General features: G+C 75.6%; 11 protein-coding genes. 7 read left to right on the top strand and 4 right to left on the bottom strand.

Translation table 11 applies throughout. The annotated features are described in order from the left end of the window. The first annotated feature begins 91 nt into the window (after positions 1-91). On the top strand, positions 92-727 hold the full coding sequence (locus EV372_RS27990; RefSeq protein WP_130398531.1) for a M15 family metallopeptidase: 636 nt from the start codon (positions 92-94) through the stop codon (positions 725-727). A 48-nt stretch (positions 728-775) separates the two neighbouring features. On the opposite strand, the gene EV372_RS27985 is transcribed toward EV372_RS27990, so the two are convergent. Continuing rightward, entirely contained in the window at positions 776-1,975 is a 1,200-nt protein-coding gene (locus EV372_RS27985) for a hypothetical protein (protein ID WP_130398530.1), read from the bottom strand. Positions 1,976-2,121: 146 nt separating this feature from the next. On the opposite strand from EV372_RS27985, the gene EV372_RS27980 reads away from it, so the two are divergent. Continuing rightward, the gene (locus EV372_RS27980) at positions 2,122-2,718 is read left to right on the top strand and encodes a histidine phosphatase family protein (RefSeq protein WP_130398529.1); all 597 of its coding nucleotides are present in this window, start codon (positions 2,122-2,124) and stop codon (positions 2,716-2,718) included. A gap of 137 nt (positions 2,719-2,855) precedes the next feature. Beyond that, the gene (locus EV372_RS27975; RefSeq protein ID WP_130398528.1) at positions 2,856-4,229 is read left to right on the top strand and encodes an SLC13 family permease; all 1,374 of its coding nucleotides are present in this window, start codon (positions 2,856-2,858) and stop codon (positions 4,227-4,229) included. Positions 4,230-4,398: 169 nt separating this feature from the next. Here EV372_RS27975 and EV372_RS27970 read toward each other — a convergent pair whose 3' ends face one another. Then, positions 4,399-5,103, bottom strand: coding sequence for a FadR/GntR family transcriptional regulator (locus EV372_RS27970; protein WP_486484069.1), 705 nt, complete (start codon positions 5,101-5,103; stop codon positions 4,399-4,401). Positions 5,104-5,300: 197 nt separating this feature from the next. Between EV372_RS27970 and EV372_RS27965 the strand changes: the two genes are divergently transcribed. From EV372_RS27965 to EV372_RS27955, 3 genes are all read left to right on the top strand, one after another. Continuing rightward, positions 5,301-6,794 (top strand): acetyl-CoA carboxylase carboxyltransferase subunit alpha/beta, encoded by a 1,494-nt coding sequence (locus tag EV372_RS27965; protein ID WP_130398527.1) that lies wholly within the window; start codon positions 5,301-5,303, stop codon positions 6,792-6,794. A gap of 59 nt (positions 6,795-6,853) precedes the next feature. Then, on the top strand, positions 6,854-8,056 hold the full coding sequence (locus EV372_RS27960) for a CoA transferase (protein WP_130398526.1): 1,203 nt from the start codon (positions 6,854-6,856) through the stop codon (positions 8,054-8,056). Between the two features lie 629 nt (positions 8,057-8,685). Further along, on the top strand, positions 8,686-10,650 hold the full coding sequence (locus tag EV372_RS27955) for an ABC transporter ATP-binding protein (RefSeq protein WP_130398525.1): 1,965 nt from the start codon (positions 8,686-8,688) through the stop codon (positions 10,648-10,650). Here EV372_RS27955 and EV372_RS27950 read toward each other — a convergent pair. Further along, on the bottom strand, positions 10,614-12,758 hold the full coding sequence (locus EV372_RS27950; RefSeq protein WP_130398524.1) for a hypothetical protein: 2,145 nt from the start codon (positions 12,756-12,758) through the stop codon (positions 10,614-10,616). The genes EV372_RS27955 and EV372_RS27950 overlap by 37 nt on opposite strands. A 229-nt stretch (positions 12,759-12,987) precedes the next feature. Between EV372_RS27950 and EV372_RS27945 the strand changes: the two genes are divergently transcribed. After that, positions 12,988-13,443 (top strand): GNAT family N-acetyltransferase, encoded by a 456-nt coding sequence (locus EV372_RS27945; protein ID WP_486484140.1) that lies wholly within the window; start codon positions 12,988-12,990, stop codon positions 13,441-13,443. 54 nt (positions 13,444-13,497) lie between these two features. Here EV372_RS27945 and EV372_RS27940 read toward each other — a convergent pair whose 3' ends face one another. Beyond that, positions 13,498-15,060, bottom strand: a complete 1,563-nt coding sequence (locus tag EV372_RS27940; RefSeq protein ID WP_130398522.1) for a hypothetical protein — start codon at positions 15,058-15,060, stop codon at positions 13,498-13,500. Positions 15,061-15,254: the final 194 nt, after the last annotated feature.

Here is a 15,254-nt window from a genome sequence, read left to right as displayed (position 1 = left end):
GAAACGACACATCCGTGCAACACCGCTCGTACTTCACTCGGGGGCGACCAGGACCCCACACATCGCGCACGCGATGCCCGAGAGGTGAAGGATGAGCGCAGTGACGAAACGGGAGACGCTGGAGGGCCTCCCCGCCGAGAACCCGGCCGGGAGCCCCGGCGGCGGCCCGCCCGGCCGCGGGCGGCGGCCCCGGTACTGGCTGGCCGCGGCCCTGTGCGCCGCGGTGGCCGTCGTGCTGGCGGCCTGGTCGGTGAACGCGGTGGTGCCGGACCGGGAGGAGGCGGCCTTCACCGCTGAGGACGGCGCCCTTCCGGACGACCTGTCGGTCACCCCGTTCGACACGCGGTACCCCTCGATCGCCCGCCTGGACGGTGCGCTGCTGGAGGCCGTGCGGGAGGCGGCCCGGGACGCCCTGGAGGAGGGGATCGTCCTCCACGTCACCTCGGGCTGGCGCAGCGGGGAGTACCAGCGGCACCTGCTCGACCGGGCCGTCCTCGACCACGGCTCCCGCGAGGAGGCCAGGAGGCTGGTCAGCACCCCGGAGGAGTCCAGGCACGTGACCGGGGAGGCGATCGACATCGGCCCGACCGACGCCGCCGACTGGCTCGTCCGCCGCGGCTCGGCCTACGGGCTGTGCCAGGTCTACGCCAACGAGATGTGGCACTTCGAACTGCTCACCGAACCCGGCGGCGACTGCCCCGACCTGCTGTCCGACGCCGCGGGTTAGGGGCGGTACCGGGCGGGGCGCCGCGCGGCGCCCCGCCCGCGCGCCGGATCAGCCCGCCGACGGGCCGCCGGGCCCCGAGCGCAGTCCGAAGGGCACGCCGAAACCGGTCAGCCAGCCGTCCTCGGCCAGCAGGCGGAACGCCTCGTGGGTGACGTCGTGGTCGGGCGCCTGGCGCGGCGGCCACCCGAAGGCCTCGGCCACCGCCGACCAGCTGGGGCCGTGCCCGTGCTCCTCCCGGTAGCCGTCCACCCAGCGGGCCACCCGCTCCCCGCGGCCCGAGACCAGCTCACGGGCGCGGTCGGCCACGGGCACGTCCAGCGGCGTGGTCGCCGGTGCGGTGCCCGGCGGCGTCGGCTCCGGGAGGGGCACGTAGGCCAGCGGCAGGGTGGCCTCGGTGAGGGAGGCCACCACCGCGCCGCCGTCCACGCCCAGGCCCTCGACCCAGGAGATCTCCGTCAGCCACGCCAGCAGCTCCGCCAGCTCGTCGGTGCCGGACAGGGCGCAGGAGGTCACGATGTCCGCGGCCGGGACGCGGACGCGGCCGTCGGGCTCGGCCCACAGGGCCAGGTAGGCCCCCACGAGCCGGAGCCGGTTGGGCTTCTTGCGCATCTTCTTGTGGGCGAGGGTGCGCGAGAACCAGCCCGAGGCCCGCGACCGGACGCCGTTGCCCAGCTTCCAGGTGTTGCCGTCCAGGCTCGGCAGGGCGCACCGGGCCGGGTTCGCGGCGTCGGACTCGATCACCGTCTCCGGCGTCGTGCCCAGCCACCCCGAGGAGGTCAGGTCGCTCAGGGCGGCGTGGGCGTCCTCCAGGCGCAGGACGCGCAGGTCCTGGCCGGTGAAGTTCGCCCAGCCCTTCAGCGCGCCCCGCAGGGTGAAGGTGAGGGCGAGCAGACGGCTGTCGGGGGAGGAGCCCGCGCCCTCGGAGGCCACGCGCTCCCACAGCTCGCGGAAGAACTCGGCGTGGTGGGGGCCCATCCGCGGCACGCGCCTGCGGTCGGCCGGGATCTTCTCCTGGGGCCTGCGCCTGGCCTCCTCCAGGGCGCGCTTCCTCGCCTTCTTGGCCTTCTTCGCCTCGGAGTTGGTCAGCCGCTCGGGCGCGCCCCCCGGCGGCACGCTGATGCCCAGCTCCTTGCAGCGCGCGCACTCCATGGCCGCGGCCAGGTCCTCGTTGGGCCGGTGGAAACGGGGCTGGGGGATCTCGTCGGGAAGGGGATCCCGCAGGTCGCTGGTGGCGGTGTGCTGCGTCATGGTCAGGAGCGTAGCGACGAAAGCTCCCCCGTGCCCGGTATCCGGCGGATTCGCGCCCCGGGCTCACCGGGAGCGCGGTTCGAAGGCGGTCGGCCCCGGCCGCGGCCGGGGAGTTTCCCGTCCCCTTCCGGGGCAGGAACAGGGCCATGGGCGACATGGTGCTGATCAGGCACGGACAGACCGAGTGGAGCCGCACGCGGCGCCACACCGGACTCACCGACATCCCCCTGACCGAGGAGGGCGAGCGGCAGGCGCGGGCGCTGCGCCCGCTGCTGGCCGAGCGCGAGGTCGGCCGGGTGGTGACCAGCCCGCTGCGGCGGGCCGCGCGCACCGCCGAACTGGCCGGGCTGCGCGTGGACGAGACCGACCCCGACCTGACCGAGTGGGACTACGGCGGCTACGAGGGGATCACCACCGCCGACATCCAGGTCGGACGTCCCGGTTGGTACCTGTGGCACGACGGGATCGTGCCGGGCGGCCCGGGGCACCCGGGGGAGAGCGTGGAACAGGTCGGGGAGCGCGTCGACCGGGTCCTGGACCGGCTGACGCCCCTGCTCGACGGTGGAGCGGGGGCCGACGTGGTGCTGGTGGCGCACAGCCACGTCCTGCGGGTGCTCACCGCGCGCTGGCTGGGCCTGCCGCCCGCGGCGGGGGCGCTGTTCCGGCTGGAGACGGCCACGGTGAGCACGCTGGGCCACGAGCACGGCCGTCCGGCGCTCACCTCGTGGAACGTGCCGACCTGAACGCAAAGGGCTTCCAGCACCGGGACCGGGGGAAGGCGCGGCCGGGGGACTTGACAGGAGACCTAAAGGCCTATTGGCTAGGCCACTAGTCTTATGGCCCAGATCACAGCCCCAACTGCCCCTCTGATCGGTATGTCATGACCCCTCAGCTTCTCACCATCCTCGTCCTCTTGGCGATGTTCGTCATCGCCACCGTCCTGCCGATCAACATCGGCGCGCTGGCCTTCGTCGCGGCCTTCATGGTCGGGCTCCTGGTCCTCGGGATGGACGCCGACGCGGTCCTCGGCGGTTTCCCCGCCGACCTCTTCCTCACCCTGGTCGGTGTCACCTACCTCTTCGCCATCGCGAAGAACAACGGGACGATCGACCTGCTCGTGCGCGGCGCCACCCGCATGGTCGGCGGCCGGGTGGCCGCGATCCCGTGGATCATGTTCGGCATCTCCGCCGTGCTGACGGGTGTGGGAGCGCTCGGCCCGGCGGCCGTGGCGATCGTCGCGCCGATCGCGCTGGGCTTCGCCGCCCGGTACCGGATCAACCCGCTGCTGATGGGCATGATGGTGGTCCACGGCGCCCAGGGAGGCGGCTTCTCCCCGGTCAGCGTCTACGGGGTGACGGTGAACGGGATCGTCGCCGACAGCGGGCTCTCGGTGTCCCCCATCACGCTGTTCCTCGGCAGCCTGGTCTTCAACCTGGGCATCGCGTTGGTCCTGTTCGTCTCGCTGGGCGGCAACCGCCTCTTCGGCGTCCGCGCGCACGAGGCCGAGGCCGCCACCGGGGCCGCCCGCGCCTCCGGCGGTTCGGGGTCCGGATCGGTCGCGCTGGCCACCGGCGGTCCCGCCGACGCCTCCGCCGGGAGCGGGGCTGACGGCGGAGCGGCGGCCGGGAGCGGCGGGGCCGCATCCGAGAGCACCCCGGTCCGGTTCGAGCAGATCGCCACCCTGCTGGGCATCGTCGCGCTGGGCGTCCTGGCCCTGGGCGTGGGCCTCGACGTCGGCTTCGTCGCCCTGACCGTCAGCGTGGTGCTGGCGCTGATCGCGCCGCAGTCGCAGAAGAACGTGCTCTCCCAGATCAGCTGGTCCACGGTCCTGCTGATCACCGGCATGCTGACCTTCGTCGGCGTCATGGAGAGCGCGGGGACCATCGAGTACGTCGGCGACGGGGCGGCCAGCCTGGGCGCTCCGCTCCTGGTGGCGCTGCTGCTGTGCTACATCGGCGCCGTCGTGTCGGCCTTCGCCTCCTCGACCGCGATCCTGGGCGCGACCATCCCGCTGGCCATCCCGTTCCTGCTCATGGGCGACATCAGCGCGACCGGTGTGATCGTGGCCCTGGCCATCTCCTCCACCATCGTCGACGTCAGCCCCTTCTCCACCAACGGCGCCCTGGTGCTGGCCAACGCGACCGGGGTGGACCCGTCCCGCTTCTACCGCCAGATGCTCGTCTACAGCGGCATCGTGGTCGTGGTGGGTCCGCTGGTCGCCTGGGGCGTGCTGGTGGTGCCGGGACTGCTGTGACGGCAGTGCCTTTCGAGGGCGGCTGGGGCCGCTCGGCGGCCCCGGGAACGCGAGGGGTCCGGTCTGCCGGACCCCTCCGCGCCCGTCGGCGCCCGCCCCCGTCGCCCCGTGACCGGGGCGGCGGCGCCCAGGCGGCTCGAAGGCCTGTCCTGTGCGCCACTGAGCCGGTTCAGGGGGTGACCGGGGCGTCCCCGTTGACGGCGGAGACCAGCAGGAGGTGGTCGCGCATCGCGTCGGCGGCCGCCTTGGGGTCGCCCGAGCGGATGGCCGAGGCGATGCGCTCGTGCCCGTCGAGCGAGGCCCGGGGCCGGTCCGGCTGCGACAGCGACTCCAGGCGGGTCTCCCGGATCATCGGGGCGATCTCGTTCATCATCCGCGCCAGCAGGCGCGAGCGCGCGGCCGTGGTGATCGCCGCGTGGAAGCGCTCGTCACCGGTGACGCCGCGGTCGCCGTTGGCCACCTCCTGGCGCATCAGCTCCAGGGCGGTGTCGATCGCGACCAGGTCCTCGGGCGTGCGGCGCACGGCGGCCAGCTCCGTCAGCTTGACCTCCAGCGCCTGACGGGCCTCGATGATCTCCGCGCGCCGGTTGGCCCGGTCGCGCAGGAGGGCGAGAACCCCCTGCTCGGAGACGGTCTGGCGGATGATCGCTCCGTCCCCGTGCCGCACCTCGATGACCCCCTGGACCTCCAGCGCCACCAGCGCCTGGCTCACCGAGGCCCGGCTCACCTCCAGCGCGACGGCCAGCTCGCGCTCGGGCGGGAGGCGGTCGCCCACGCCCAGACCGGCGTCCCGCATGTGTTCCACGAGACGCTCCACGAGCTGCTCGTACAGGCGCGGGCGCGCCGGGGGCCGGGGTCGGGGCTTGGTAGGCACGCTCGCTGGCTCCTGATCCTCGGATCTGACTGCGGTGAGGGACTTCCAGGCTAGAGCATCCCGTCGGCGGGCTCCCGGAACCGGCGCATCGGACCTCCCCGCGATCGGGTGCGGCGGGGACTTCACAAAACGTGTGGTTTCGTGCCACCCTGACGTGAGGCCTAGTGGCCTAGCCACTGAACCATTTGGAGGTTGCTGTGGAGACCCACGACACCGCCCGGGAGCTTGTGGACCGCACGCTCGACGCGGGATCCCACGTCTCCTGGGACGAGGCGCCCCTGGACGTGGACCCCGACCCCGCCTACGCCGACGCGCTCACCCGGGCGCGGGCCGCCACCGGATGCGACGAGGCGGTCCTGACGGGGGAGGGGCGGCTGCACGGTCGCCGCGTCGCCATCGTGGCCAGCGAGTTCGGCTTCCTCGCCGGGTCCGTGGGGCTCGCCGCCGCCGCGCGCATCGTCGCCGCCGTCGAACGCGCCACCGCCGAGCGCCTCCCCCTGCTGGCCGCCCCGGCCTCGGGCGGCACCCGCATGCAGGAGGGCACCCCCGCCTTCGTGGCCATGGCGGCGATCACCGCCGTCGTCACCGCGCACAAGGCCGCCGGACTGCCCTACCTCGTCTACCTGCGCCACCCCACCACCGGAGGCGTCCTGGCCTCCTGGGGGTCGCTCGGCCACCTCACCGCCGCCGAACCCGGAGCGCTCGTCGGCTTCCTGGGCCCCCGCGTCTACGAGGCGCTGCGCGGAGCACCGTTCCCCGAGGGCGTCCAGCGCGCGGAGAACCTCCAGCGGCACGGCCTCGTCGACGCCGTCCTGCCCCCCGACCAGCTCAGGGACGCCGCCGGGCTCGCCCTCGGCGTCCTGCTCGACCGCCCGGCCCCCGCCGCGCCCACACCGCCGCCCGCCGAACCCGACTCCCCCGCCCCCGTCTGGGACTCGGTGACCCGCTCCCGCCGCAAGGAGCGCCCGGGCGTGCGCGAACTGCTCCGGCACGCGGCCAGCCACGTGGTGCGCCTGCGCGGCAGCGGCGAGGGCGAGGCCTCTCCCGCCCTGGTCACCGCGCTGGCCCGGTTCGGTGGCAGGCCCTGCGTCCTGGTCGGCCAGGACCGTTCCCGCCAGAGCGCCGAACAGCCGATGGGACCGGACGCGCTGCGCGAGGCCCGCCGGGGCATGCGCCTGGCCGCCGAGCTGCGGCTGCCCCTGGTCACCGTCATCGACACCCCCGGCGCCGCGCTCTCCGCCGACGCCGAGGAGCGGGGGACGGCCGGTCAGATCGCCCGCTGCCTGGCCGAGATGACCTCCCTGGCCGCCCCCACCGTCTCGGTCCTGCTGGGGGAGGGCACCGGCGGGGGCGCGATCGCGCTCCTGCCCGCCGACCGCGTCCTGTGCGCCCAGCACGCCTGGCTCGCCCCGCTGCCGCCCGAGGGGGCCAGCGCGATCGTCCACCGCACCGCCGACCGCGCCGGGGAGCTGGCCCAGGCGCAGGGGATCGGCTCCGCCGACCTGCGCGCCCGCGGACTCGTGGACCGGGTGGTCCCCGAGTTCGGCGACGCGGCCGACGAGGACGGCGCGTTCTGCGCGCGCATGGGGGAGGCGATCGCCCGCGAACTCGCCGCGGTCCAGCCGCGCGGTGGCGCCGAACCGCCCGCGGGGCGCGCCGCGCGCTACCGCCGCCTGTGCGCCGCGCCCTGAGCGCGCACCGCCCAGGACACGAACACCGGAGCAGTACCCATCACCAGGAGGTAGGGAACGTGGACCGCTCGCAAGGGCCGCTCAAGGGGATCGTGGTCATCGACCTGTCGCGGGCGCTGGCCGGACCGCACGCGGCCATGCTGCTGGGAGACCTCGGCGCGCGGGTGATCAAGGTCGAGCAGCCCGGCAGGGGAGACGAGACGCGCGGGTGGGGCCCGCCGTTCGTCGGGCCGGAGGAGGAGCGCGTCAGCACCTACTTCCTGTCCTGCAACCGCAACAAGGAGTCCATCGAACTGGACCTGAAGTCCGAGGACGGCGTGGAGCAGCTGACCCGGCTCGTGCGCGCCGCCGACGTCCTGGTGGAGAACTTCCGCCCCGGCGTCCTGGGCCGGCTCGGGTTCCCCGCCGGCCGCCTGGAGGAGCTCAACCCCCGCCTGGTGGTCTGCTCCATCAGCGGGTTCGGGCACGACGGCCCCGAGGGCGGACGGGCGGGCTACGACCAGATCGCCCAGGGCGAGGCCGGTCTGATGAGCCTGACCGGCCCCTCGCCCAAGGAGCCGACCAAGACGGGCGTGGCCATCGGCGACCTGCTGGCGGGGATGAACGGCGCCCAGGGCGTGCTCGCCGCGCTCCTGGAGCGCGAGCGCACCGGGCGCGGCCGGGTGGTGCGCACCTCGCTGCTGTCCTCGATCGTGGGCGTGCACGCCTTCCAGGGAACCCGGTGGACGGTCGGGCGCGAGGTGCCCGCCGCCCTGGGCAACCAGCACCCCTCCATCGCCCCCTACGGAGCCTTCGCCTGCATGGACGGCGTGCTCCAGGTGGCGGTGGGCGGCGAGGCGCAGTGGGAGCGCTTCGCCGGGTTGCTCGGCCTGGACCCCCGCGACCCCAGGTTCGCCGACAACGCCTCCCGGGTGGAGCACCGCGAGGAGCTGATCGCCGAGGTGGAGGCGGTGCTGGGCCAGGGCACGCGCGACGAGTGGCTGCACCGGATCGGTGAGGTGGGGGTGCCCTGCGGCGCGGTGCGCACCATCGACCAGGTCTACGAGTGGGAGCAGACGCGCTCCCAGGGGCTGCTGCTGGAGGTGGAGCATCCGGTGCTCGGCCCGATCGAGCTGCCCGGGTCCGCGCTGCGCTTCGACCCCGTGGCCGACGAGGCGCCGCGGCCCCCCGGGACGGGCCACCTGCCGCCGCCCGCCCTGGGCGAGCACAACGACGCGGTGCGGGCCTGGCTCGACGAGGTCGAGGCCCGACCGGCCGGATAGACCGCGTACCGACCACCGCGACAGCCGTGCGGACGGCCGCGCCGGAGCCCTCGGGCACCGGCGCGGCCGTCCGGCGTCGCGGCCCCTCGGCGTGCGTGTCCGGGTTCGCCGGACCGCGTCCGCCGCCGGTCCGCCGTTCTCGCCCCACGGTGTTCGCGAGGGTGCGTCCGCCGCTCCGGACGGGACCGCCGCACCGGTCCTCCCGGCATCGGGCGAGTGCATCGGGAGTGCGAAGACCCCGGGTTCTGCCGGCCGCGGTCCCGCGTCCACGTCCCCCTCCGGGGATTCGGGCCGGTGCCGGTGAGTGAACGGTGGCGTCCCGGCCCGCTTCGGGGCGGTCCGTATCCCGGGCCGATCCGGGTGGCAGCTATCCGACAGGTTTTCGAATCCGGTGCCGTGCGCGGCCGCCCCGGCCCACGGGCCCCGTCGGGCGTCCCGTGGGGAGGGCGCCGGTATCCGGTCCGACCGCAACGGGGGAAGCCGCTTTCGGCTGTCGTGCGCCGGGGTCATGATCGGCACCATCCGAGCAGCGGTCACCGAGAGGACCGATGCCATCACCTGGCGTCGCTTCCCCTCGTGTGTCCGCGCACGGGTTCCGAGGTCCACGACACCACCGGAGGACGCCGAGGATGCACGGCACAACACTTCCCACCGACACCGACAGCAACACCGACGACGTCGGGGAGGGACTGTCCCTGCCCGAACTCACCACGCCCAGGTGGTGGCACTTCGGCGACCAGGCGTCCCGGGCCACCTGGGGCGTGATCGGGCGCCGCATGCCCGCGCTGGTCCGCCAGGCCTTCGCTCTGGCCTGGCGCAGCAGCCCGCGCGACGTCGTCGCGACCGCCGCGCTCAACGCGGGCGTCGGCGCCGCCACGGCCTGGGCGCTGGTGGCCACCACCGACGTGCTCGGCGCGCTCTTCGCCGCCGTGCCCACCCCCGACCGCGTCCTGGCCGCCCTGCCCTCCCTGGCGCTGCTGGGTGCGGCGCTGGTCCTGCGCGGGGTCTGCTCGGCCGCCGCCGGACGCGCCCAGGCACGCCTGGAACCCCAGGTCGTGCTCACCGCGGAGAAGCAGCTGCTGCGCCACTGCACCGCGGTCGAGCTGCGGGCCTTCGACGACAGCGGGTTCCACGACCACCTGTACCGGTGCTACGTGCGCGGCAGCGACGAGGCGGGGGCGCTGGTCCGGCACACCGCCGACGTGCTCACCGGGGCGGTGGGCCTGGCCGCCGCCGCGGGGGTGCTCGGCGTGCTGCACCCGGTCCTGCTGCCGCTGCTGGCCCTGGCCGTGGTCCCCCAGTGGTGGGGCTCGGCCGCCGCGGCGCGCATGCGCTACAGGATGCTCATGGCCTTCACCGAGGGGCGCCGCCGCAAGATCCTGCTGGAGAATCTCATGACCGACCGCCGCAGCGCGGCCGAGGTCCGCTCCTTCACCATGGAGGGCAGGCTGCTCGCCGAGTTCGACCGGGTCGGCGGCCGGGAACTGGACATCCAGCTGGGCCTGGCCACCCGCCAGTCCCTCATCCGGCTGGCCGGGGACACCGCGGGCGGGCTGGTGACCGGCGCGGTCTTCGGGGCCCTGGCGCTGCTGCTGGTCGACGGGGTCGTGGAGATCGCCGTGGCCGGTGCCGCCGTGGTCGCCATCCGGGTCGCGCAGGGCGCCCTGGGCAACGCGTTGTCCTCCCTCACCTTGGTCTACGAGTCGGGCCTGTACTTCTCCGACTTCGTCGCCTTCGACGAGGAGGCCCGGCGGCGGCTGCCCCGGGCGGGACTGGACCCGGCGCCGGAGGGCTTCGACGAGATCCGCGTCGAGCACGTCACCTTCTCCTATCCGGGGCAGGACGGGGAGCGCCCGGCCCTGGACGACGTCAGCCTGACCCTGCGGCGCGGCCGGACCGTCGCCCTGGTCGGGGAGAACGGGTCGGGCAAGACCACGCTGTCCAAACTGCTGTCGGGCCTGTACCTGCCCAGCGCCGGGCGGGTGCGCTGGGACGGCACCGACCTGGCCTCGGTGGACGGCACCAGCCTGCGCGAGCGGATCGCGGTCATCGCCCAGGACCACACCCACTGGCCGCTGACGGCGCGCCGCAACGTGGTCATGGGCAGCCCCGGTGCCGACCCCGAGCGGTTGGAACGCGCCGCGCGCGCCTCCCGGGCCGACGCGGTGGTCGCCGAACTCGGCCGGGGGTGGGAGACCCTCCTGGACAAGCGCTTCGTGGACGGCGCCGAACCCTCGGGAGGTCAGTGGCAGCGCCTGGCCGCCGCCCGGGGCTTCTACCGGGGCGACGACGGTGAGCGCACGCCACTGCTCATCGCCGACGAGCCCACCGCCGCACTGGACGCGCGCGCCGAGCACGCCTTCTTCTCCTCCCTGCACGCCCACGCCGGACGCACCGGCGCCGCCGTCGTCCTCATCACCCACCGGCTGGCGTCGGTGCGCATGGCCGACCACATCGTCGTGCTCGACCGGGGCCGGGTGGTGGAACAGGGCGGCCACGCCGAACTGCTGGCCGCCGACGGGCTCTACCGTGAGCTGTGGGACCTCCAGGCCAGCGCCTACCGCTTCGCCGAGGAGGGCGAACCGGCGGCCTGACCCGGCGGAGGGTCGCGCACGGGTCCGGGAGCGGCACCGCCTCGCGGGTTCCGGGCCCGTGCGCCCGGGGTGTGGAGGGCGTCGGGAACACCGGTCGCCGGGCACCAGCGCCGGTAGGGGCAGTCCAGGCAGGCCTCGCCCGGGGCGGGCGGGTGGGAGGTGTCGCCGTGCCAGGGTCCGGCGAGTCCGTGCACCACCCGCCGGGCCAGGGCCCGGACCCGTGCCGACCCCGGATCCAGCGACCGTACGGACGCGCCCCGGGGACTGAGGACCTCCAGTTCCACGGCCGATTCCGGGCCCGCGGGCAGGGCGCCGCAGGCGAAGAGCCCCACCGCCAGGGCGAGCCGGGGCTCCGCCGCCAGCAGCGCCTCCTCGTCCCCGAAGAGCGAGCCTCCGGCGAGGGCGGGAGCAGCGCCCCCGTTCCAGCGAGGGGCGTTCTCGTCCGGTGGAGACGTGCCCTCTCCCCGAGGCGGCGGAGCCCCTTCCGGAGCAGGCCTGTTCCCGGCCTCCAGGAGAGCGTTCCCGCCCGGGAAGGGTCCGGCGCCGCTCGCGGGGCCCGCGCCCCCGTGTCCGAGCAGCGCGCCACCGCCCGGGGAGGACGTACCTTCGCCCGGGAGGGGCGCGTGGTCGCCCGGGGAGAGCGCGCCCTCCTCTCCGGGAAGCGCGTTCCCGCCCGGGGAAGGCCGGGCCTCCGCCGGAGCGGGCCCGTCCCCCGCAGGGGCTGGCGCTTCGTCGGCGGTGGTGACGGAGCGGTGGATCCAGGACCGGCCCCGGTGGTGGAGCACCTCGGCCCTGGCCAGAACCAGGACGTCGGCCCGCGTGTCGTCGGCGGCCAGCCTGTGGCCCACCCGCACGTGGCTGCCCGAGGCCAGCCCGCGCAGCGGGCAGACCCCGACGTGCGCGGCGATCATGGCGGCCCCCAGGCGCGCCTGCCCGCCCTCCAACCGCCACCTCCCGGCGGACCAGGACGAGCGGTCCCCGGGCAGGTCCCCTGCCGTGCAGGGCCTCCGGGGCAGGCGCCGGTGCAGCCGCTCCAGCCAGGCGCGCACGGCGCGGTCGCGCCGCAGCGTTGCCGGTTCGGCGCCGGGGTCCCCGGGCAGGCCCAGGGCTTGGAAGTGCGCCCGGGCGGGACAGCCCCGGTGGCGCAGCCCCAGGGAGACCGACCAGGAGCGCCGGGGCCACGGCCCGCCGCCCGTGCCGAGCAGCCCCGGCGCGCGCGGCAGCCGACCGCAGCCGGGGCGCCCCGCACAGGCCGGGCAGTCCCGGCCGGGGGAGCGGGCCCCGCCCACCAGGGCCGAGCGCAGCCCCTCGCGGCCCGCCGAGGCGAAGGCCTCCCCGGCCTCGGCGGCCGAACCGTCGTAGAGGACGGCGGTGGAGGAGTCCAGACAGGAGGTCTCCACCACGCGCACCCGGTCCGGCGGCCGGGCGTCGTCGCCGCCGCGGTGCGCGCGCATCGGGTAGGGGGCGCCGCCCCGGTACCGCCCGGGCCGCGCCGCGCAGGCGTCGCGGTCCACCGGGGTCCCGGTGGCGAGCACGTACGCGGCCACCGCCACCTCCGCCCGCGGGCGGGCCCGCTCACCGGCCGCGCCCATGACCGGGACGCGCAGCTCCCGTACCCGTTCCGACCCCTGCGCGTAGGCGTACCTGCGGCCCCGGGCGCACAGCTCGTAGGGCCGGGAGTTGGGGGAGCCGGGCACGGGCAGGTACTGGCGGACCCAGAAGTCGAACACCGGCGCGCGGTGCGGGCCGTCGCTCCCGCCGTCCCCGGCCAGGGCCTCCAGGTAGCACCGCGCGGCGTGCCGGACCCAGACCAACAGCCCCGGGTGCGGCGGCGCGGGGCGCCCGCCCGGGAGGGCGCGGCCCGGCCCCTTCGGCGCGGACAGGCGTGCGCAGGCCTCCTCCGGCGCCATGCCCGCGTGCTCGACCAGGTCCAGGACGGCGTCCAGAACCGCCCCGGGAGTGTCGCGCGGCGGCGGGTCCGCGCCGAGGGAGGGGTCGGCGCTGAACCGGCGGTGCGCCGGGCATCCCCCCGAGGCCAGCGCCGCGGAGCCGCTGAAGAGGCGGACGGTCGGTGCCGGAACGGGTTCCCCGCTGGTGTGGTCGGACATGGGCGCCTCCCTCACCAGAAGGGTGGCACGATCGCGGCCGCGCCGCCGGAGGCCTGTGGACAACTCCGCCCGGGGGGTCCGGCGTGTCCGGAGCGGGGGATAAACCTCCGTAAAGAGTCACTCACGGTGATGTTTTCGACGCTCCGGGTGGTGCGGCGATCAACGGCGGGGAGCCCTCCCATCATGTTGAATGACGTCCATGATCGTGCGTCGAGTACTTCCTGATGAGATGAACGCCGTCAGTGAGCTGCGCCTGACGGCCTACACGGCCGACGGCCTCATGGACGTGAACCCGGCCTACGTCGAGACGCTCCGGCTCCTGGGCACGGACGGCCGCGGCGAGATCCTGGTCGCCGCCGACGAGAACCGGCTCCTGGGGACGGCCGTGTTCGAGCCCTGGTCTCCGGAGAGCGAGATCGCCCGCAACGCCGACGAGGCCGAGATCCGCGCCTTCGCCGTCGCTCCCGAGGCGCGGGGGCGCGGCGTGGGGCGCGACCTGGTCAACGCGCTCGTCGACCGCGCCCGTGAGGAGGGGGTCTCCCGGCTGCTGGTGGCCACCCTGCCCGAGATGGTCTCGACCCAGTACGTCTACCGCGCCCGCGGTTTCGAGCGGGTGCCCGAGCGCGACTGCGCCCCGCTGCCCGGCGTCGAGGCGCTCGTCCACGAACTGGTCGTCAAGGCCTGAGCCCGCGCACGCCCGTCCTCCCGCCCCGGTCCGGGGCGGGGGAGGGGACACCGCTCAGGGGGTGACCGGGGCGGGGCGCAGCCGCCGCGCGGCCTCGGCCAGGGGCGCGCCCAGCGCCCCTTCCGCCAGCAGGTCCAGCACCGTGTCCGAGGCCGGGTGGCCCGTCAGCCACACGGTGCGGACGAACCGCTCCGCGCATCCGGCGTACCTGTCCCGGTCCCGGCCGGGCAGGAGCCCGCCGCCCTCCAGCAGGATCGCGTAGTCGTCCAGCACCGCCCAGACCTCCTGGTGCGACGTGGGCGTCCCCGCGGCTCCGCCGCGCAGCCGCCGGGCCCACCCGCCCAGGACGGGGTGGTGCACGTACAGATCCAGCACCGGGGCCAGGTCCTCCTCCAGCGAGGCGAGCACCCGGGCCACCCGCTCGCGCAGGCGCCAGGAACCGGGGGCGTCGCAGGCCTCCAACAGGCCGCACACCGCGCTCTCGGTGTCGCGGGCGGCCACCCACCGCTCCAGCAGGCGCTCGGTGTCCACCGGACGGCCCCGCTCCGCCAGGGCGAGCACCTCCTCGGCGTCCATCCCGGACAGGGGCCGGGCCAGCGCGATGTCGGCCCCGGACTGGCGCAGCTGGCGCACCATGAAGTGGTCGCCGAGACCCGTGACGCGGAACCGGCCGCCGCCGACCCGGCGGACCGCGCCCAGGCCCTCCAGCGTCCCCAGCACCCGGCGCACGTGTCCGACCGGGTCCTCCCCGCGCAGGGCGATCCCGGGCCCGTACACGGCCACCAGCTGCGCGGGCGTGCGCGCGTCCCCGTGCACGAACAGGTCGGTGAGCAGCAGGAACGCCGTGACCCCGCGCAGGTCGGTCATGGCCAGCAGGGCGTCGGCCCAGGCGTCGGCGGCCGCCCCCGGCACACCGTCCCGCCAGGCCCGCGCCGCCCGGCCCGGCAGCACCCGGGTGTAGGTGGTGCGCAGCAGACCCGCGTCCCTGGCCACGGCGAACAGCGCGGCCACCCGCGCGGGCGCGACCCCCAGGTCGGCGGCGGCCCCGGCGGTGTCGTCCGGGGTGAGGGCGTCGTCCCCCTCGGCGCACAGGGGCCTTCCCTCGCCCGTCCACGCCGTCAGCCGCGCGGCGTCGGACAGGGGGCGGCACCGGCGCGCCGCCGCGTCCAGGTCGGCCGGATCCGCCGGGACGACCGTCGGCAGCGCCTCGGGCTCGCCGTCCGAGCCGACCCCGAGCCGGTCCAGGAGCGGTAGGGCGGCACTGTCGGTCCGGTCCTCGGGCGGCGGCGGAGCGCCGGGCGCCAGGTCGACCGCGGCGATGGCGGCGCGCAGGCGGCGCGGGCTCTCCGCGGACAGTAACCGGTCCTGGTCGACCAGGAAGTCGCACCAGGTCAGCCAGGTGTCCCTGAGGCTGTCGGGCACCCGGTCCCAGTCGCGGACGGTACGGGCGATGCCGTGGACGTCGGCGGTGGACCAGTCCCCGGGATCGGGGGCGCCGGCGTCCAGGTGGGCGGCCAGCAGGAAGAGCAGGCTGTCGGTGTTCAGGGCGGGCCGGGGCTCGATGGTCTCGGCCCAGTCCAGGCACGCGTGCACGGCGGAGTAGATGCGCTCAGTCATTGACATACCACCCGAAGTGCCGTGAGCCACTGAAACGGGATCAGGCTAACCGCGGGGCGCGGGCCCGCGCGGAAGAACGCCGAAATCACCCCTCGCCCCCGGCGGGGGCTGTCCGAAGCGGGGGAGGAGGCCGCCTCCGCGCGCCGAAGCACCGGTCCGGGGCCGCTCGCGCCCGTGGGGCCGTCCCCCTCCCC

This window comes from Nocardiopsis sp. CNZ308, assembly GCF_004217075.1.
The sequence above is the reverse complement of the archived record's forward strand: the minus strand, read 5'-3'. Positions and strand labels throughout refer to the sequence as shown.

Bases quoted from the DNA above. Each gene is read 5' to 3' on its own strand.
- EV372_RS27990 (WP_130398531.1), top strand. From the start codon at position 92: ATGAGCGCAGTGACGAAACGGGAGACGCTGGAGGGCCTCCCCGCCGAG.
- EV372_RS27985 (WP_130398530.1), bottom strand. From the start codon at position 1,975: ATGACGCAGCACACCGCCACCAGCGACCTGCGGGATCCCCTTCCCGAC.
- EV372_RS27980 (WP_130398529.1), top strand. From the start codon at position 2,122: ATGGGCGACATGGTGCTGATCAGGCACGGACAGACCGAGTGGAGCCGC.
- EV372_RS27975 (WP_130398528.1), top strand. From the start codon at position 2,856: ATGACCCCTCAGCTTCTCACCATCCTCGTCCTCTTGGCGATGTTCGTC.
- EV372_RS27955 (WP_130398525.1), top strand. From the start codon at position 8,686: ATGCACGGCACAACACTTCCCACCGACACCGACAGCAACACCGACGAC.
- EV372_RS27950 (WP_130398524.1), bottom strand. From the start codon at position 12,758: ATGTCCGACCACACCAGCGGGGAACCCGTTCCGGCACCGACCGTCCGC.
- EV372_RS27945 (WP_486484140.1), top strand. From the start codon at position 12,988: ATGAACGCCGTCAGTGAGCTGCGCCTGACGGCCTACACGGCCGACGGC.
- EV372_RS27940 (WP_130398522.1), bottom strand. From the start codon at position 15,060: ATGACTGAGCGCATCTACTCCGCCGTGCACGCGTGCCTGGACTGGGCC.